A 19941-nucleotide genomic window follows, 5' to 3' on the forward strand; every position below is an offset into this window, starting at 1 on the left:
CTACTCAAAATCAAAGTTTTCTTGAAAATCGATGCTAAGCCATTGATTTTATTAGAGATGGTTGAAAAATAAAAATACCGACATAAAGTCGGTATTTTTTTATCGGATTTTTCTCATTTGATGCTTGGCAAAGGACGCGGCTACTTCATGTAGCGGGCGTCCATCGGGCAATTGTAAGTCAGGTGCAATTTCCAATAGTGGAATTAAAACGAATTCCCGATTGGTCATATCATAGTGAGGCACAGTTAATCGTTCCTCTTTAATAATCGCATCGGCATATAGCAAAATATCCAAATCCAGGGTCCGTTCGCCCCAACGACGCAGACGAACCCGACCTTGTTCATTTTCAATGCGTTGCAACTCATCTAATAGGGCTAGTGGGGGCAATGTGGTTTCTATCGCAGCAACGGCATTGACATAATCGGGTTGATCCTGTGGGCCGAGCGGTTGGCTTTGATAAAAACTACTTTGCATTAATAAACGACTTTGCGGTAGCACGGCTAAGGCCTGTAACGCATCTTCAAGCTGACGGCAGGGCTCATTGAGATTGCTGCCTAATGCAATGTAAGCAATGGTCATGATGCTTCCACCGGTTTCGCTTTACGTTTTGTACGATAGCGGCGTTTTTTTACAGATGGTGCTTGGCGCGAACGCTCTTTTAACATTTCCTGACGTTGTTGCTCTGTGCTGAATTGGAATTCGTGCCACCATTTAGTTAGTTCGATGGCCTCACCACCTTCAATTTCTGCACGCATTGCTAATAGGTCAAAGGCCGCGCGGAATTTTTGTTGTTCCAAGGTGCGTAACGGTGCGCTGCCATGGCGTTTAGTTAATTGCAGCTGAAGCATCCAAATATCGCGAATTGTAGCGGTATGTCGGCGTGGTGCAGCTAAGGTTTTACAAAATTGGTCCAGCACATCATTAGCCGCTAAGGCATAGGCATCATGATTGTTGAGGCCACCTTCGTTTTTGAGCTGCTCGACTTTTTCGCGCAACGGATACCAGAAAAAGGCGGCAAATAAAAAGGCCGGATTGAGGCGCAGTTTATCGGCAACCCGTTCATCGGTGGAACGGAGCGCAGTGAGAATAATTTTTTCCGCTAGGCTATCATTGCGCTCGGTAAAATAAGGCATGAGTGCAGGGAAAAGTGGCTCGAACAAACCATATTGACGTAATAATTGATAGGTTTTTACCCCATTACCGGTTTGCAGTAATTTGAGACTTTCATCAAATAAACGTGCCGCTGGAATATTCGCCAACAGTGGTGCCAATTGACGAATTGGCGCTTCACTTGGTTTATCTAAAAACATCTCTAATTTTGCCATAAAGCGAATAGAGCGTAGCATACGCACGGGATCCTCTTGGTAACGAACCATGGGATCGCCGATCAGGCGTAATTTGCCGGCCTTCAAATCCTCCAAACCACCGAAGAAGTCATGCAGACTGTTGTCCTGTGGATTGTAATACAGCGCATTAACGGTAAAGTCACGGCGTTCGGCATCCTGTTCCAAGGTGCCGTACACATTGTCACGCAACAACATACCTTGTTCGTTTTGTTTGGCTTGGTTAGCGTTGCGAGCATCGCTATGACTGGCGCGGAATGTTGCCACTTCAATCACATCGCGACCAAATAGCACATGTGCTAGGCGAAAACGACGGCCGACCAAACGACATTGGCGTTGAAAGATTTTTTGTACTTGTTCCGGGCGGGCGTTGGTCGCAACATCGAAATCCTTCGGCGTTTTGCCTAACAGTAAATCGCGCAGACAACCACCCACTAAATAGGCTTCATAACCCTGACGTTGCAGTTTTTCAACCACGGTTAATGCATTACGCTGGATCATCCGAGGCTGGATGCCTAATGCGGCAGCTTTGTGAACATGTTTATCGTAATGGTGCGCCTGAGATTGAACTCTTTTGGTCCCATGCGGACGGGGTGGAGTAGATGCGGATGCGCTTTCGCTTTCGGATGGAGTGGCTGGCTTTTTACCAAACCATTTTTTGATATAACTTAAAATAATAGGCTCCTGCTAAATCGCAAATTCTAAATGGCAAAAGTGCGGCTGAAAATTAGGATTTTCCACCGCACTTTGAAAAGGTTAGGTTATTAACCGGCGACCTGTTTTTCGCGAATTTCTGCCAAGGTTTTGCAATCAATACATAAATCGGCAGTTGGACGGGCTTCTAAACGGCGGATACCAATTTCTTCACCACAGGAATCACAGTAACCGAAATCTTCGGTATCTAATTTTTTCAAGGTTGATTCAATCTTTTTCATCAATTTACGTTCGCGGTCGCGATTACGCAATTCAAGGCTGAATTCTTCTTCTTGTGTAGCACGATCGGCCGGATCTGGGAAGTTAGCCGCTTCATCGCGCATATGGGCGACAGTGCGGGAGGCTTCTTCAACGATTTGTTCGTGCCAAGCACTGAGGATTTTTTTGAAATGAAGTACCTGATTTTCATTCATATATTCCTCATTTTTCTCTACTTGATAAGGTTTTACTCCTGCCAAGTCCAATAAGCTCAATGATGCTTTGGTCATAAGATCACTCCTAATACGTCGTACAGAATTTAAGCGTGACATGCACGACTTCCTGTCTTGTTGTTGTCATTGTTCGATCGCAGTTCGGTTAAACATGTGTCGCCCGAATTTTTGAGGGCGATATAAATAGCAGAACTTATCTGCTTTAGCAAATGAAATTTCCGCAGAATTTAACCAAATTGTGATCTCATCGACAAAAATCAAGTTGCGCTTTTGCGCTTTGGGTTCACGGGGGATAGCGTCGTTTTATTTTTAATGAAAACAATATATAAAACGATGCCGACGCTTTTTCAATTTGCCTGCCTATTGTTGCTTAGTGCTTTTTCATTGCTATATTTGCCCCGTTGGGCATTAATATCCACATCTACTGCACTCATCTTGGCCGGCGGTGCGGTTATGACCGCGTATCTTGCCGCTAGGTTCAAATTTTTACGCTTAAGGCTGTATGCCATTCAATTATTGGTGCTGTTTTTGGCCTGTGGTTATTTTCATCATCAAGCCTCTACTTTATTGGAGCAGGCAGAACAAACAGCCCAATTGCCGGATAAACAAAGCTTGCACCTAAAGATTCTGTCGATACAGCATCAACAGCAATACCAAACCCTAATTGCGGAAGGAAAACTTTGTAACGATTGTGTTCCACAGCGGCTCTTTGTGTATTGGCAGGCACAAAGTGAGCCGCAAATCGGTGAGGTTTGGCAAACGGAGGGACGTTTACGCCCAATTGCCGCCCGTTTGAATTTTGCCGGATTTGATCGACAACAATGGTTTTTAGCGCATCGCATTACCGCCGTATTTCAAGTCAAACAGGCGAGTCGTAAGGCGAACGCTGAGGATTGGCGGGCTCGGGCATTGGCGCGGGCAAAACAGGCTACCGCTGATTTAACGCAACAAGGATTATTATTAGCGCTAGGATTTGGTGAACGGGCTTGGTTGCCTTCCGCCGATTGGCAAATGTATCAGCAGACGAATACTGCGCATTTGATCGCTATTTCCGGATTGCATATTGGTTTGGCAATGGGCTTGGGATTTATGCTGGTCAGGTTGTTACAGGTATTTTTCCCAACCCGCTGGATTCATCCTCCGTTGGCACAATACGGTGGTTTGTTGATGGCCGGACTATATGCGTCTTTGGCCGGTTTTGCGATTCCAACTGCGCGGGCTTTATTGGCTCTTGGTCTGTTATTGGCTGGGCAATTAGGGCGGCGTCATTATAGCCCATTGCAATGGTTAACCTTGGTGGTTGCCGGATTGGCGTTGGTTGATCCACTGATTGTGCTGTCGAGTAGTTTTTGGCTTTCGGCCGGGGCGGTGTTGGGGTTGTTACTGTGGTATCGCTATGTGCCGTTAAGTCTCTTGCAATTCAACGGTAAGCCTTTATGGGGTGTTTGGCGGCATTTGTTCGGATTACTTCATTTACAAATCGGCTTGTTGATTTTCTTTACTCCACTGCAATGTTATTTTTTTCACGGTTTGGCGGCGAATGGCTTTGTGGCTAATTTACTCGCGGTTCCTTTTTATAGCTTTTTGTTGGTTCCCCTTGTGCTGTTTGCGGTGTTATCCGATGGGGCTTTATGGAGTTGGCAGGTCGCAGACGGATTGGCAGAATTTATTAGTCGATTATTGCATTTATTAAATGGCAGTTGGTTGAATTTATCGATAATCCAGTCATTACTGCTCACGGTCGTGTTAGCTTTGTTTTTTGGTTTATTACTATGCTGGATTTATTCTTCTAAGAGAATGCCTCCTTTATTGTCTGTGAAGAGTAAGGGACTTAGTTTGTCCTCGCAACGTAGTTTGCCAGTAAATTATCGGCGCGAATTGCAGTGGGGGATAACAAGCTTAATTGTACTCTGCTTAAGCATAGCCGGATGGCAACATTCTCAAGCCGCTAATTGGCGGTTGATGATGTTTGATGTGGGGCAGGGGTTGGCCATGGGACTTTTTAAAGAGAATCGTGGTTTGCTATTTGACACGGGCGGTAGCTGGGCGAATGGTTCCATGGCTCAAACGGAGATCTTGCCATACTTACAACGTCAAGGCATTAGGATCGAACAGGTTATTCTAAGCCATGATGATAACGATCATGCCGGTGGTATAAACGCCATATTTGAGGCATTTCCGTTTGCCCAGTTTATTTCGCCTTCCTATAAAGCATATACCAAGGTCGCAACGACACAACGTCAGTTGTGCCAACAAGGCCAACGATGGCAATGGTTGACAGCGGACTTTAGCGTATTATGGCCGCCACAAGCGGTCAGTCGGGCTAAAAATGCAGATTCTTGCGTAGTGTTAGTGCGCCTAGGGGATTTTCAGATCCTATTGACCGGCGATGCAGATTTGTCGGCAGAGGCCGCTTTTAGCCATGCCGTACCCAAATTGGATGTGTTACAGGTTGGACATCATGGAAGTAAAACAGCCAGTAGCGAGCAGCTAATTAAACAGGCTCAACCGAAAACAGCATTGATTTCTAGTGGTCGTTTCAATCCTTGGCACTTTCCCCATCAAACGGTATTAGACCGACTGTCACTACATCAGGCAGATATTTACAATTCGGGCTGGAGTGGCGCCGTGCAGGTGGACTTTTCTGACAAGATGACAGTGACCTTGGCAAGGGATCCTTTATCACCTTGGTTTTCCTCAATAATTGGCTTATCGGCCAAATAAAGGTACAATGCGCGCACTTTTTTGACCGATGAGAGTTCTCAACATGCAGGATAACGACTTTTCAACCGCACAAACATTTAAGCGTTTGTGGCCAATGATTTCCCCTTATAAAGCCGGTTTAATTGCGTCAGGATTAGCCTTAGTATTTAATGCTTTAGCTGATTCAGGACTCATTTATTTATTAAAACCACTGTTGGACGAGGGATTTGGTAAAGCCGAGCATGGCTTCCTTAAATTGATGGCTTTCGTGGTGGTCGGTATGATCTTTCTGCGTGGTTTGACTAATTTTGTCTCAACCTATTGTTTGGCTTGGGTGTCCGGCAAAGTGGTAATGACCATGCGCCGCCGTTTATTTAAACATTTGATGTTTATGCCGGTGAGTTTCTTTGATGTTAACTCCTCAGGTAAATTACTTTCCCGCATTACCTATGATTCGGAAATGATTGCCAGTTCCGCCTCCGGTTCTTTAATTACCATCGTGCGCGAAGGGGCTTATATTATTTCCTTGTTAGCGGTGATGTTCTATACCAGTTGGGAACTTACTTTAGTACTATTTGTTATCGGCCCGATTATTGCGGTATTAGTGCGCTCCGTTTCAAAAATTTTCCGCCGTTTGAGCAAAAACATGCAGGATTCCATGGGGGAGCTTACCTCAACCACCGAGCAAATGTTAAAAGGCCATAAAGTGGTGCTTTCCTTTGGCGGTCAATTGGTGGAAGAAGAGCGCTTTAATCATGTAAGTAACGATATGCGCCGTAAAAGCATGAAAATGATGACTGCCGATGCGATTTCCGATCCAATCGTACAAATTATTGCTTCCTTAGCACTAGCGGCCGTATTGTATTTGGCGACTACTCCATTAATTGCCGATGATCATTTAACGGCCGGTTCATTTACCGTGGTATTTTCTTCCATGTTAGCGATGATGCGTCCTTTAAAATCCTTAACCAATGTGAATGCGCAATTCCAACGAGGGATGGCTGCTTGTCAAACCTTGTTCGGTATTTTGGATTTGCAAACGGAAAAAGACGAGGGCACTTACAAAGCTGAGCCGGCTAAGGGCGAAGTGACCTTTAAAAATGTTAGCTTTGCTTATCAGGGTAAAGACGAATTAGCCTTAAAAGATATTTCTTTCACTATTCCGCCCGGTAAAACCGTCGCCTTAGTGGGGCGTTCCGGTTCCGGTAAATCCACAATAGCCAATTTGGTAACTCGTTTTTACGATGTTAATGAAGGCGAGATTTTATTGGATGGTGTGAATATTCAGGATTACCGCTTATCCAATTTACGTGAAAATTGTTCCGTGGTTTCCCAACAGGTGCATTTGTTTAATGATACGATTGCCAATAACATCGCTTATGCGGCGACCGATAAATATAGCCGTGAAGAAATTGTGGAAGCAGCCCGTGCCGCCTATGCCTTAGAATTTATCGAAAAATTGCCGCAGGGTTTTGATACCGTGATTGGTGAGAATGGCGCGAGTTTGTCCGGCGGTCAACGTCAACGATTAGCGATTGCCCGTGCGTTATTACGTAATTCTCCGGTGTTGATCCTCGATGAAGCGACCTCTGCGTTGGATACCGAATCAGAACGCGCAATTCAGGCCGCGCTGGAGGAGCTGAAAAAAGATCGTACCGTGCTTGTGATTGCCCACCGCTTATCGACTATTGAAAAGGCCGATGAAATCTTGGTGATTGAACATGGTGAAATCCGTGAACGTGGTGACCATGCGCAATTGTTGGCACTCAATGGTGCTTACAAGCAGTTGCATAGTATGCAATTTAGTGGTTAGTCATTTTTTTAAAGACTATTAATAAAATCAATAACTTAGCTGCTGTTTTATGGAAAAATCCGAAAAATGGTAGTGCGTTTTAAACAACCGGCCGCCTGTGCGGCCTGTTTTCCATTCTACGCTTTAAGGAGCGAGCATGCCTTTTTGGTACACCCGTTCAAAAATCGCTTGGCTATTATTGCCTTTTTCCTTGTTATTTTGGCTGATTAGTCAAGTGCGCCGTAGTCTATTTCAGCTTGGCATCCTGGCTACCTATCGGGCACCCAAACCGGTGATTATCGTGGGTAATTTGTCCGTTGGCGGCAATGGTAAAACGCCGGTAGTGGTGTGGTTGGTTGAACAATTACGTCAACGCGGTTTGAACGTTGGCGTGATTTCCCGTGGTTATGGTAATCGTGCTGAATCCTATCCTTTGCTAGTGAGTGCACAAACCGATCCCAAATGCGGTGGCGATGAACCTGTGTTAATTGCTAAACGTACCGGTGCAGCGGTGGCAATTTCTGCCAATCGCCGTGAGGCGGTAGAACTGTTGTTGAAAAGTGCTGACTGTGACCTCATTATTGCCGACGATGGTCTGCAACATTATAAATTGCAGCGTGATTTAGAAATTGTCGTAATGGATGCACAGCGCGCTTTAGGCAATGGTTTTGTGTTACCGGCAGGCCCTCTTCGTGAATTGCCGGGACGCTTAAAATCCGTGGATTTTGTGATCACCAATGGCGGTCAAAATGTTTATAGCGATGCGGTAATGCAGTTAAAGCCCCATTATGCGGTGAATTTACACAGTGGTGAACAGCGCCCACTGAATTCTTTTAGCGAGGGCGTAGCGATGGCCGGTATCGGTAATCCACAGCGTTTTTTTACTATGCTGGAAGATTTAGGCATTCATCTTTCGCAAACCCATGCCTTTGCCGATCATCAACCCTTTGATGAACAGTTATTAAATGCTATGAGTCGCACTCAACCGTTATTTATGACGGAAAAAGATGCCGTAAAATGCAGTGCTTTTGCTCAAGCCAATTGGTGGTATGTGCCGGTGGATGCGGAAATTCAGGATTTGGCCAATGGACAAAAAATAGCTGCGTTATTTGCCAAAATTGACCGATTGGTGGGCAAGTCGGAGGCATAATGACTCAAACATTGCATCCCCGTTTGTTGGAAATTATTGCTTGTCCGCGTTGTTTGGCGCGTTTACGTTATGAGCCACAAAAAAATATATTAGTTTGCGATTTTGAGAAAATAGCTTATCCCATCGAGCAGGGCGTACCGCAACTCTTGGCGGAAAAAGCCGTGCCGTTAAACGAAATTAAATAAGGAAGAATATGTCATTTACCGTAATTATCCCCGCCCGCTTTGCTTCCAGTCGTTTACCGGGCAAACCGCTTGCCGATATTGGTGGCAAGCCAATGATTCAACATGTTTATGAAAAAGCACTGCAATCGGGCGCTAAACGGGTTGTGATTGCGACTGATAATGCGCAGGTGGAAGCGGCGGCTCAGGCATTTGCTGCGGAAGTTTGCATGACCTCGGAAAAACATAATTCGGGCACCGAGCGATTGGCTGAAGTAGTGGAAAAACTGGCATTACCGGATGATGAAATTATCGTTAATATTCAAGGTGATGAACCCTTAATTCCCCCGGTTATTGTGCATCAGGTGGCGAATAATTTGGCTAAATTTCAAGTCAATATGGCCAGCCTTGCGGTAAAAATCGAGGATGCGGAAGAATTATTTAATCCGAATGCGGTGAAAGTTGTTACCGATAAAAATGGCTATGTGTTGTATTTCTCCCGTTCGGTGATTCCTTACGATCGCGATCAATTTATGGCGTTGGATAATCCGGCGCAGGCCCAGTTGGCGGATGTGTATTTACGTCATATCGGCATTTATGCCTATCGAGCCGGTTTTATCAAACAATATGTGGCTTGGGCGCCGAGTCAGTTGGAACAATTGGAAAAATTGGAACAGTTGCGAGTGTTGTGGCACGGTGAACGTATTCATGTGGAGTTGGCCAAAGAAGTGCCTGCGGTCGGCGTGGATACCGCGGAGGATTTGGCTAAGGTGCGCGCAATTGTTGCTGCCGGCCAGTCGTAAGCTCCACATAAAAACGCTACCCCATTTTTCTCTTTTTTTCTTAAAATCACTCCTAAGCCATTGATTTTATTAGGTGTGATGAAAAAAGGAAAACATATAATATATTTTCTCATTAGCCCATTCCGGCCGCCTCGTGTGGCCTTATAAGGTGCAAATTCGTTGATGTTCGACAGTAAAAAATTCCTTGCCGATGTGTCTCACCAACCTGGTGTTTATCGGATGTATGATGATAAAGACCAGGTGATTTATGTGGGCAAGGCGAAAGATTTAAAAAAGCGCCTTGCTAGCTATTTTCGTAAAAATCTCAGCAGTAAAAAGACCGAAGCCTTGGTGGCCGCTATTGATCATATCGATACCACCATTACTTCCACGGAAACCGAAGCGCTATTGCTGGAACATAACTTTATCAAACTCTATCAACCGCGTTATAACGTGCTGTTGCGTGATGATAAATCCTATCCCTATATTTTGCTGACTAAAGAGCATCACCCGCGGATTACCGCCTATCGCGGCAGTAAGAAAACCGCCGGCGAATATTTTGGGCCTTACCCACATGCCGGAGCGGTGCGCGAAACACTGTCTTTAATGCAAAAGCTGTTTCCCGTGCGGCAATGTGAAAATGCGGTGTATAACAATCGTTCACGCCCTTGCTTGCAGTATCAAATTGGTCGTTGTAGCGCTCCTTGTGTGCCGGGCTACGTGAGCGATGAGGATTATGCCCAACAGGTGGAACTCGCACGGCTTTTTTTGCAGGGCAAGGATCAACAGGTATTGGCGTATTTAGTCGGGAAAATGGAAGCGGCCAGTCATGCACTAGATTTTGAGGGCGCAGCGCGTTTTCGCGATCAGATTCAAGCGGTGCGCGCAGTGATTGAAAAACAATTTGTCGCCAATGAACGCTTGGATGATATGGATATTATGTCGATTGCCTACCAACATGGCTTGGCCTGCGTGCAGGTGATGTTTATTCGTCAGGGCAAAGTATTGGGTAATCGTAGTTATTTTCCGAAAGTACCGGCCAATACCGATTTATCTGAATTAGCCGCAACCTTTGTTGGCCAGTTTTATTTACAGGGACATCAAGGCCGTAGCATTCCTAATAGCATTATTCTGGATCAAAAATTGGATGAACAGACGGCGTTGGAAGCGTTGTTGAGTAGCCAGGCTGGTCGCAAAGTGCAAATACAGCAAGCGGTAAAAGGTGATAAAGGCAAATATTTACAATTGGCACAAATTAATGCCAAGGCCGCCTTGGCAGCCCAGTTGAAACAATCCTCGCGCATGTCGGAGCGCTATGCCGCACTCTGTGATTTATTGGCCGTGCCCCATATTCAACGCATGGAATGTTTTGATATTAGCCACACAATGGGCAATCAAACCGTGGCTTCCTGCGTTGTGTTTAATCAGGATGGGCCGTTAAAATCCGATTATCGCCGCTTTAATATTGAAGGCATTACCGGTGGTGATGATTATGCGGCGATGGAGCAGGCCTTAAGAAAACGTTATGAGCGTGATTTAGAGGACGACAAGATTCCCGATATTATTTTTATCGATGGTGGTAAAGGGCAATTGAATAGAGCCTTGGCGGTATTTGACTCATTAAATGTCAAATGGGATAAAACTCGTCCGCAATTAATCGGTGTGGCGAAGGGCGTAGATCGCCGAGCCGGTCAAGAGGTGCTGATTATCAGTAAGCAACAGCGGGAAATTCATCTACCCGATGATAGCCCAGCATTGCATTTGGTGCAGCATATTCGCGATGAAAGCCATAACCACGCGATTAGTGGCCACCGTAAAAAACGCCAAAAAGCGTTCACGCAGAGCGGTTTGGAAACTATTGAAGGGGTAGGCGCGAAACGTCGTCAAGCGTTGCTCAAGTATCTTGGTGGTTGGCAGGGCGTAAAAAAAGCCACATTGGATGAGATCGCTTCAGTACCGGGGATTTCCAAAGCCTTGGCAGAAAAGATTTTTGAAACCTTAAAACATGAATAAACAGGAGTTACAGGATGGCAGATCCGCAAATTAAATCACCAATGGATGCTTGGGATATTGCGACCGTGATTATTTATCGCAGCGGTTTTGTGATTGCCGGGCTAGGACTATTGGCTTTGCCTTGGGCTTTTGCTGAGGCGTTGATGGTGGTGTTGATTGGCGCGGTTTGTTGCGCTTCATCATTGCATTTATATCTGAAAAGTTATCGTTTGTTGTTCCAATTTGCGGTGTGGCTAGCCTTATTATGTGCAATATTGAATTGGCCGTTGTTGGCACTCGGTGGCGCATTGCTGACTTTGGGGGGATTAAGCTTTAAGGAATATTTTTGCTTTCGTGTGCCCTTGCTCAATTTACAGCCGATTTTTGTTGCCGCCCTATGGTTTGCCCAGTTGTTGCAATGGCACTGGGCGGTAGTCACCTTGACGCTTATCGCGGGGATTTTATTGCTCTTATTGGCGGTACAAAAATGGCGGATGCCGCTGCATTTTGATATTGGCGACAAAACCAAATATCAAATTTAATGCTTTTAACCTTTTTAAAATCAATGCTAATAAAATCAATGGGTTATGTGTATTTTTAGCAAAAACTTTGCTTTTCGAGGGGGCGTTTTAGAAGTCTTTTAGCCTGAGTAAAGTTATAAAAAACGCGCCGATAGGCGCGTTTTGTTTTGCTTAGATTATTGGGCAACCGCCTCTTCAATTGGGGCTTTTTCGGTATCGCCCAAGACATCCCAAACGCTTTCCTGTTTAACCGGAGCACTTGGTGTATCGCTATCTTCCGCGGCAGGTGAAGTCGTTGGGGCACTGCTACCGCCACAGAAATTTTGTCCTCTATCAACCCATACCGGAATGACCCGCCAATTGCTACAATCCCAACTGCCATGAGCAGTAATACCGACCCATTTGACATCATCCGGTTTGGTCGGCTGTAATTTTTCAATATTCGTGCGGCTTAAATAATCCTTATAGATTTGTAATGCACCGGATGCACCGGTTAGTTTGGTTTCACCGTTATCATCACGGCCTAGCCAAATGGTGCTGACGTGCTTACCGTCGATGCCGACAAACCAGGTATCACGGGCATCATTGGTGGTGCCGGTTTTCCCGGCTAAATGTAAGTCGGCATAATCGTTTTGCAAACTGCGTGCGGTACCGCGTTCTACGGTTTGTTGCATCGCAAATAGGGTTTGGAAAGCAGCTTCACGCGGCACGACCTGACGTGGTGTTTTATCGTGCTGATAGAGAATATTTCCTTGACGATCGGCAATCGCATCAATGGTGGTTAAATTAATTCGACCGCCTTGGTTAGCGATGGTTTGATAGAGCTTCGACACATCATAAGGCGAAATACTGTAAGCTCCCAGCAACATTGCCGGCACTTTAGGAATACTCACTTCATCCCAGCCCATAGCTTTTTGGGTTTCAATCACCTTGCTTAAGCCCACCTTCATACCGATATTTACCGTTGGAATATTCAAGGAGCGAGCTAAGGCATCCATTAGCATCACTGAACCACTATATTTACGATCGTAGTTTTTCGGTTGCCATGGAGGGCTTCCTTTCACATTGATTGTGATCGGTTGGTTTTGAATTGGGGTATTCAAGCGGAATTGTTCCGGATTGGTTAATGCCGTTAAATAAATGGATGGCTTAACCAAGGAACCGATTTGTCGTTTGGCCATCAGCGCACGGTTAAAGCCGGCATATTCCGTTTGTAGACCGCCGACCACCGCACGAATTTCACCGTTATGATAATCGCTGATGATCATGGCTCCTTCTAAATGCGGATTTTTGGTTTGCAGTTGTAATTTGCTTATTGCACCGACCACAGCATTTTCGGCCTGAGCCTGTTGTTTTAGATCTAACGTAGAGAAGATGCGAGCTCCTAACAATGCAGCGGTTTTATGTTCGCCCAATTCGCGGCGCAGATCTGCTTGTAAGGTTTGGATAAAGGCCGGATATTTGCGGGAGATTTGTCCCTTGGCCTGTACACCAAGCGGACGTTGACTGAGCATTTGGTAGAGATCGGGACCGATCATTTGGTGTTCTAACATTAGTTTTAACACCACATTACGGCGCTCCAAGGCATTTTGTGGATTACGCCAAGGGTTATATAGTGAGGGGCCTTTTACCATACCGACCAATAGGGCAATTTGATCCAGGCTAATTTCCCGAATGGAACGGCCAAAATAAAATTGGCTGGCCAGTTCGAAGCCATGAATTTGGGTATCACCATTTTGTCCGAGATAAATTTCGTTAAGGTAGGTTTCTAAAATACGGTTTTTGTCATAGCGCCAATCCAACACTAAGGCCATTAGGGCTTCATTCGCTTTACGGCTCAAGGAACGTTCGCTGGTTAAAAAGAGGTTTTTGACTAATTGTTGGGTCAGCGTACTGCCACCCTGTACCGTATGTCCGGCACGGATATTGGCCACCATAGCCCGCACAATACCAAAAGGATTGATACCGTTATGTTCATAAAAACGGCGATCCTCGGTGAGTAAGAGGGCATCGATCAATAGGCGGGGATAGTTTTGTAGAGGAATCGCTAGACGATCCTCATTATCGGATTCCAACATGGCGATGAGTTTGGGAGCCAAACGGAATTCATCAACTGCTTTTACCGCCACTAAATCTTCGATACGGGACAGCTTATTGCCACTAAAGCGCAGGCGCAACACCCGTTGTGGCTCCGGTTTATCGGGATAAGGGAAGGCGCGGCGCAACAGCACAATGCTGTCATCTTCTAATTTAAAATCACCGGGAGCTGCCACCATGGTGGTTTGTCGATATTCATTGTCCAGTAAGATCTGGATCACTTCATCAAAGCTTAAATTATCGCTAATTTTTACACTTTCTAAACGGCTATAAACTTCGGCCGGTAGACGCCAAATTTGCCCATCCATTTTGGAACGGATTTGCCAATCTAAATAACCGCCGTAAAACACGGCCAGGGTTGCTACGGTAAAGGCAGCTTTGGCGAATAAAATTTTGCAACCGCGGCGTTTACTGCGCGGTTCTTGAGGCGAGGATTCGTTTTGGGTATTTTCCGTTTCTGACATAGATTAGCCGATGAATTCGAAATAAGCGTTGAGAAAATGGAGAAAATCATCAAGACCACACAGGGCGATGCTTTCGGCATCGTAATAATGTAGGTCCTCTTCTTCAATGGGGGCGTCGTTTAAGGCAAGATTATTGGCTCGAACCATGACTTCATACTGATTTATAAACAAGGAATATTCGCTGCCCTCAATCACAATATCCTGGTGGGAAGTTGCATTCTGACAAGCAGAAAAAGCGGCCAAAATGGTTGAATTTTTTGACCGCATTTCCGTGTTAAACCAATTAGCCAAGGCGATTTGTTCCATGGAACATTTTGCAGTGATAAACCCCTGGCTAGCTGTAAATTGAAAATCCATTAAATACTGAAGGAGGAACCACAACCGCAGGTGGAAGTGGCATTTGGGTTATTTACAATAAAACGAGAACCTTCCAAACCTTCGGTATAATCCACTGTACCGCCAATTAAATATTGCAAACTCATTGGATCGATAACCAATTGCACACCGGATTTTTCAATGGTGAGGTCACCTTCATTAACTTTTTCGTCAAAGGTAAAACCGTATTGGAAACCACTACAGCCACCGCCTGTGATATAAACGCGGAGTTTTAAATTATTGTTTTCTTCTTCGCTGATTAAGCTTTTTACTTTATTGGCTGCCGCATCGGTAAAATTAAGCGGTACGGCCATATTTAAATCTGACATATACTATTCCCACTTTCCTAAAAATAATCTGCGCATTATCCAATAACCCGCCAATTCATTCAAGATTTTTCACTTAAATGTGCTATCATGCAACGACAATTTTGTGTATCGTTCAACCCGAAAAAGGATAATTCAATGAACATTCCATTAAGAACAGAAGAAGAAATAGTAAAATTACGCGAAGCCTGTAAATTGGCTGCCGATGTATTGGTAATGATTGAGCCTTATGTAAAAGAGGGGATTACTACCGGTGAATTGGATCGTATTTGCCATGATTATATGGTGAATGTGCAAAAGGTAATTCCGGCCTGTTTGAATTATCACGGATTTCCAAAGGCAACCTGTATTTCTTTAAATGAAGTGGTGTGTCACGGTATTCCTAGCGACGATAAGAAATTAAAACACGGTGATATTTTAAATATCGATGTTACAGTGATTAAAGATGGTTATTTTGGTGATAATTCCAAAATGTATGTTGTAGGTGAAACCAATATCCGTAGCCAAAAATTGGTGGAAGCCGCACAAGAAGCGCTTTATGTCGGACTGCGTACGGTTAAGCCGGGCATTCGTTTAAATGAAATCGGTAAAGCCGTACAGAAATATACCGAAAGTCAAGGTTTTAGCGTGGTGCGCGAATATTGTGGCCATGGTATTGGCACAGAATTCCATTGTGAGCCGCAGGTATTACATTATTTTGCCGATGATGGCGGTGTTGTTTTAAAACCGGGAATGGTGTTTACCATTGAACCAATGATTAATGCAGGTAAAAAAGAAGTACGCGTGATGGGCGATGGTTGGACGGTGAAAACTAAAGATCGTAGCCATTCTGCACAATATGAACACCAGCTTGTCGTGACTGAAAATGGTTGTGAAGTGATGACCATTCGTGACGAAGAAATTGCCGAAGGTCGAATTCAACGCATTATGGTGAATGTTTAAATAGCGGCTGCAATGGATTTTATAATGCCGATGTCGTTTTTTATTCGCTTTGGCATTTAAGCCTTAAACCATCATATAAATTTCACTAAAAAGCTCATTGTTATGGGCTTTTTATTTAGGAGAATTGTAATGCTTTTTCCTTATCATGCCGAATCACCTCTCACACCTGCCGCAGTTAAACTACAACGTGAACATTTAAAGGAATGGGAACGCCAGCATTTTGCTGAATATGTTGTGTTTGACTTAATTGATAATCGTACCCAATTTTATGATCTCTTATTAAAGCAACTTTGGTTGCAGTTTGGTTTGGAATGCTCCACGCTAACCTTGATCGCTACTGGTGGTTATGGGCGGAGGGAAATGTTTCCACTATCTGATTTGGATTTTCTGATTCTTTCGGAGGGTACAAGGGATGAACAAACTGAAGAGAAAATAGCTCAATTCGTACAATTTTTATGGGATTGCGGTTTTGATGTGGGGCACAGCGTTCGTTCGTTAGTCGAATGTGAAAGGGAAGGCAAACAGGATATTACGATTGCGACTAATCTATTGGAATCCCGTTATTTATCCGGTAATTCGGCTCTCTTTACGGCGCTACAGGCATTATTGAAACGTGCCGAGTTTTGGTCGATGGCCGATTTTTTTAACGCAAAAGTACAGGAACAGCTTGAGCGTTATCAACGTTATCACAACACCGGTTACAATCTTGAGCCTGATTTGAAATATAGTCCCGGCGGTTTGCGGGATCTGCATCTTTTATATTGGATCGCCTTACGTCATACCGGAGAGATGACCCTCGCCGGGATTTTGCAAAGTGGCTTTATTTATCCCACCGAATATCAGCAATTGTTAGAAAGCCAGGAATTTCTGTTTAAGGTGCGCTTTGCATTGCATCTAATTTTGAAGCGTTATGATAATCGTCTATTATTTGATCGCCAGATTAAAGTTGCTCAATTATTGGGTTTTGAAGAGGAAGGCAATCGTGGTGTAGAAACCATGATGAAGCGTTTCTTTCAGGCTTTAAGTTGTATTTCCCGCCTAAGCGATATATTAATTAAGCATTATCGTGAGCATTTTCTTACCCGACATTATGATTTATTGATTGAATATCTCGATGAGGATTTTCAATTGATTAATCACAATCTTTGTCTGCGTAAGCCGCAAGTATTATGCAAACAGCCTGAACGGATTTTAGATTTATTTTTCTATCTAACTAAATACCCGCAGGCACAAATCCACCCTGAAACCTTACGCCAATTGCAGATTGCGTTGGATTCATTGACGATAAAATTATCCGAGTTACCGCTTGCACGGGAAAAATTTATCCGTTTATTTAATCAACCACAGGCAATTCGCCGAGCATTTTTACCGATGCACCAATATGGCGTATTGAGTGCCTATTTACCGCAATGGCAGGCAATAGCCGGGTTAATGCAATTCGATTTATTCCACATTTACACGGTGGATGAACATACCTTGCAGGTCATGTTAAAACTAGAAAACCTGTTAAGCGAAAATGCGGCACAGGAACATCCTATTGCTCATCGCATTTTTAGCCAACTTCAGGATCGTTCATTAATTTACAGTGCCGCTTTATTTCATGATATTGCCAAAGGGCGTGGTGGCGATCATGCTGAACTGGGAGCTGAAGATATTGCCGAATTTGCTGTTTTGCATGGTTTTGATGCACGCGAAAGCGATACGATGCAATGGTTGGTACGGGCGCATTTATTAATGTCGGTCACGGCACAACGGCGCGATATTTATGATCCGGAAGTTGTGTTGGATTTTGCCGGTAAGGTAAAAAACCGAGTACGTTTGGATTATTTGACCTGTTTAACCATTGCGGATATTTGTGCGACCAACGGAACCTTGTGGAATAGTTGGAAACGCTCCTTATTTACCGCTTTGTATGGGGCAACTGCAGAGCAATTGCAACAGGGAATGGAATGGCAATGGGATAATGCCGAACGAATTGCTGAAAATCGTCAAGGCGCATTGGCTATTCTGCAACAGGAACAGTCGCATTTGTCGCTGGCAACTATTGATGATTTATGGGCGCGTTGTCCGGACGAATACTTTTTGCGTAATAGTGCGAAGCAAATTGCCGGACATACAGCGTTATTGGCTGATTTTACAGGTGACGTATTGGTTAAAATTACCAATCGATTTTCTTCCGGCGGCACGGAGGTGTTTGTGTATTGCCGTGATCAAGCCCGCTTATTTAATAAGGTAGTAAGCACTATTGGCGCCAAAAATTTGAGTATTCATGATGCGCAAATTTTAACCTCCGATGACGGCTATGTGTTCGATAGCTTCATTATTACCGAATTGAATGGTGAATTGGTGAAATTTGATCGTCGGCGTGATTTGGAACAGACATTAACTGCGGTATTACAATGGGGAAAAGTGCCTTCGCCACCATTTGTTCCTAGCCGTCAGCTACGTCATTTTCAAGTGCAGACCGATGTTCGTTTTTTAAAGGAAAACAAACCAGAGCATACAGAATTAGAATTAGTCGCGTTGGATAAACCGGGATTACTGGCGCAAATTAGTCAAATTTTTGCTGACTTGGCGTTGAATTTGCGCAATGCTAAAATTACCACCGTGGGAGAGAAAGCAGAGGATTTCTTTATTCTGACTAATGCGCAAGGACAGGCGTTAAGTGCTGAGGAACGGCAACAATTGGCTGATGTGTTGTACCGGGCGTTAGATTAAATGCCCCCTCGAAAAGCGAAGTTTTTGCCAAAAATGCATGTAACCCATTGATTTTATTGAAGTTGATTTCAAAAATAAAAAACGGTCAATAAAGACCGTTTTTTATTTGCATATCTGCTAGGCCAGAGCCGCAAACGCTACATCGGCAGCTGCAAGGGTTTTTTCAATATCCTGTTCACTATGGGCGAGGGACATAAAACCGGCTTCAAAAGCGGAAGGGGCAAGGTAAACGCCTTGATCCAACATTTTGTGGAAGAATACTTTGAATTTTTCCGTATCGCATTGCATTACTTCAGCATAGGAGGTGACTTGGGGTTGCTCGGTGAAGAAGATACCAAACATACCGCCAACTTGATTCACAACAAAAGGCACGCCATGTTTGTCAGCCGCCGCTTTTAAACCTTGACATAATTTTTCGGTAAGTGTGTTTAAGCGCTGTTCATTGCCGGCTTTTTTCAATTCATTCAAACAGGCTAATCCTGCCGCCATAGCAATAGGATTACCAGATAGGGTTCCTGCTTGGTAAACCGGACCGGTTGGGGCTAAATATTGCATGATGGCTTTTTTCCCGCCCACTGCGCCGACCGGCATACCGCCGCCGATTACTTTGCCAAGTGTAGTTAGATCCGGTGTTACGCCATAATAAGTTTGCGCTCCGGCAAGGGCAACGCGGAAGCCGGTCATCACTTCATCAATGATAAAGAGCGCGCCATATTGATCACAAAGTTCGCGTAAACCTTGTAGGAAACCATTTTTTGGTGGTACACAGTTCATGTTGCCGGCAACCGGTTCGATAATTACACAAGCAATATCCTGTGGAAATTCTTCAAATAAGGCTTTTACCGAGGCTAAATTATTATATTCGGCGGTTAAGGTATGTTTAGCAAAGTCTTCCGGCACACCCGGTGAGCTCGGTTGCCCCAAGGTAAGCGCTCCTGAACCCGCTTTAACCAATAGGGAATCGGAATGGCCGTGGTAGCAACCTTCAAATTTCAGAATTTTATTTCTATTGGTGTAGCCACGAGCGAGACGAATTGCGGTCATGGTTGCTTCTGTGCCGGAACTGACCATGCGGACCATTTCGATTGATGGCACTATTTGACAAACCAATTCGGCCAAGTCGATTTCCGATGGCGTTGGTGCACCAAAGCTTAGGCCGTTTTCAGCGGCTTTTAACACAGCGTTTAAAATTGCTGGGTGATTATGCCCCAAAATCATTGGCCCCCAAGAACCGACGTAATCGATATATTGCTTGCCATCGGTATCGTAAATATAAGCTCCTTGAGCTTTTTGAATAAATACCGGTGTACCGCCGACCCCTTTAAATGCGCGAACAGGGGAGTTTACTCCGCCAGGGATGACCTGTTGGGCTCGATTGAAAAGTTCGTTTGAATTTGTCATTTGCTTTCCTTTTATTACTGCATATTCGT

Annotated in this window: 16 protein-coding genes; 9 read left to right on the forward strand and 7 right to left on the reverse strand. The window is 44.5% G+C overall.

The features are described from left to right. Positions 1 to 99: 99 nt before the first annotated feature. The 3 genes from folK to dksA all read right to left on the reverse strand — a co-directional run bounded on the left by folK (position 100) and on the right by dksA (position 2545). The gene (gene folK / locus CKV74_RS07135; RefSeq protein WP_095176939.1) at positions 100 to 579 is read right to left on the reverse strand and encodes a 2-amino-4-hydroxy-6-hydroxymethyldihydropteridine diphosphokinase; all 480 of its coding nucleotides are present in this window, start codon (positions 577 to 579) and stop codon (positions 100 to 102) included. Then, on the reverse strand, positions 576 to 1856 hold the full coding sequence (gene pcnB / locus CKV74_RS07140; protein WP_269457021.1) for a polynucleotide adenylyltransferase PcnB: 1281 nt from the start codon (positions 1854 to 1856) through the stop codon (positions 576 to 578). The genes folK and pcnB overlap by 4 nt, the downstream gene beginning before the upstream one ends. Positions 1857 to 2107: 251 nt before the next feature. Then, positions 2108 to 2545: an RNA polymerase-binding protein DksA gene (gene dksA / locus CKV74_RS07145; RefSeq protein WP_095176941.1), complete on the reverse strand. Its 438-nt coding sequence runs from the start codon at positions 2543 to 2545 to the stop codon at positions 2108 to 2110. A 276-nt stretch (positions 2546 to 2821) separates the two neighbouring features. On the opposite strand from dksA, the gene CKV74_RS07150 reads away from it, so the two are divergent. The 7 genes from CKV74_RS07150 to CKV74_RS07180 all read left to right on the forward strand — a co-directional run bounded on the left by CKV74_RS07150 (position 2822) and on the right by CKV74_RS07180 (position 11610). Beyond that, a complete protein-coding gene (locus tag CKV74_RS07150) occupies positions 2822 to 5212 on the forward strand; it encodes a DNA internalization-related competence protein ComEC/Rec2 (protein WP_164703788.1) in 2391 nt (796 codons plus the stop codon). 43 nt (positions 5213 to 5255) lie between these two features. After that, entirely contained in the window at positions 5256 to 7004 is a 1749-nt protein-coding gene (gene msbA, locus CKV74_RS07155) for a lipid A ABC transporter ATP-binding protein/permease MsbA (RefSeq protein WP_007241894.1), read from the forward strand. 136 nt (positions 7005 to 7140) lie between these two features. Continuing rightward, entirely contained in the window at positions 7141 to 8133 is a 993-nt protein-coding gene (gene lpxK, locus CKV74_RS07160; RefSeq protein ID WP_007241874.1) for a tetraacyldisaccharide 4'-kinase, read from the forward strand. Between the two features lie 11 nt (positions 8134 to 8144). Next, the gene (locus CKV74_RS07165) at positions 8145 to 8318 is read left to right on the forward strand and encodes a Trm112 family protein (protein ID WP_095177145.1); all 174 of its coding nucleotides are present in this window, start codon (positions 8145 to 8147) and stop codon (positions 8316 to 8318) included. An 8-nt stretch (positions 8319 to 8326) separates the two neighbouring features. Then, on the forward strand, positions 8327 to 9097 hold the full coding sequence (gene kdsB / locus CKV74_RS07170; protein ID WP_007241900.1) for a 3-deoxy-manno-octulosonate cytidylyltransferase: 771 nt from the start codon (positions 8327 to 8329) through the stop codon (positions 9095 to 9097). 162 nt (positions 9098 to 9259) lie between these two features. Next, positions 9260 to 11089 (forward strand): excinuclease ABC subunit UvrC, encoded by a 1830-nt coding sequence (uvrC, locus tag CKV74_RS07175; RefSeq protein ID WP_095176943.1) that lies wholly within the window; start codon positions 9260 to 9262, stop codon positions 11087 to 11089. A gap of 14 nt (positions 11090 to 11103) precedes the next feature. Next, positions 11104 to 11610, forward strand: coding sequence for a DUF2301 domain-containing membrane protein (locus CKV74_RS07180; protein WP_007241888.1), 507 nt, complete (start codon positions 11104 to 11106; stop codon positions 11608 to 11610). Between the two features lie 155 nt (positions 11611 to 11765). Here the strand turns inward: CKV74_RS07180 and mrcB are convergent, their stop codons facing one another. From mrcB to erpA, 3 genes are read right to left on the reverse strand one after another with little or no spacing between them, the layout of a single operon-like run. Continuing rightward, positions 11766 to 14150: a penicillin-binding protein 1B gene (mrcB, locus tag CKV74_RS07185; RefSeq protein WP_095176944.1), complete on the reverse strand. Its 2385-nt coding sequence runs from the start codon at positions 14148 to 14150 to the stop codon at positions 11766 to 11768. Between the two features lie 3 nt (positions 14151 to 14153). Then, positions 14154 to 14507: a YacL family protein gene (locus CKV74_RS07190; RefSeq protein WP_039847769.1), complete on the reverse strand. Its 354-nt coding sequence runs from the start codon at positions 14505 to 14507 to the stop codon at positions 14154 to 14156. Next, a complete protein-coding gene (gene erpA, locus CKV74_RS07195; RefSeq protein ID WP_007241906.1) occupies positions 14507 to 14854 on the reverse strand; it encodes an iron-sulfur cluster insertion protein ErpA in 348 nt (115 codons plus the stop codon). The genes CKV74_RS07190 and erpA overlap by 1 nt, the downstream gene beginning before the upstream one ends. Positions 14855 to 14989: 135 nt before the next feature. Between erpA and map the strand changes: the two genes are divergently transcribed. Beyond that, entirely contained in the window at positions 14990 to 15793 is an 804-nt protein-coding gene (gene map / locus CKV74_RS07200) for a type I methionyl aminopeptidase (RefSeq protein ID WP_007241882.1), read from the forward strand. 129 nt (positions 15794 to 15922) lie between these two features. After that, the gene (gene glnD / locus CKV74_RS07205; protein ID WP_095176945.1) at positions 15923 to 18511 is read left to right on the forward strand and encodes a bifunctional uridylyltransferase/uridylyl-removing protein GlnD; all 2589 of its coding nucleotides are present in this window, start codon (positions 15923 to 15925) and stop codon (positions 18509 to 18511) included. A 117-nt stretch (positions 18512 to 18628) separates the two neighbouring features. Here the strand turns inward: glnD and hemL are convergent, their stop codons facing one another. Further along, entirely contained in the window at positions 18629 to 19912 is a 1284-nt protein-coding gene (gene hemL, locus CKV74_RS07210) for a glutamate-1-semialdehyde 2,1-aminomutase (RefSeq protein WP_007242506.1), read from the reverse strand. Positions 19913 to 19941 lie beyond the last annotated feature (29 nt).

Origin of the sequence: Haemophilus pittmaniae (assembly GCF_900186995.1) — a bacterium.
GTDB classification, from domain to species: domain Bacteria; phylum Pseudomonadota; class Gammaproteobacteria; order Enterobacterales; family Pasteurellaceae; genus Haemophilus_D; species Haemophilus_D pittmaniae.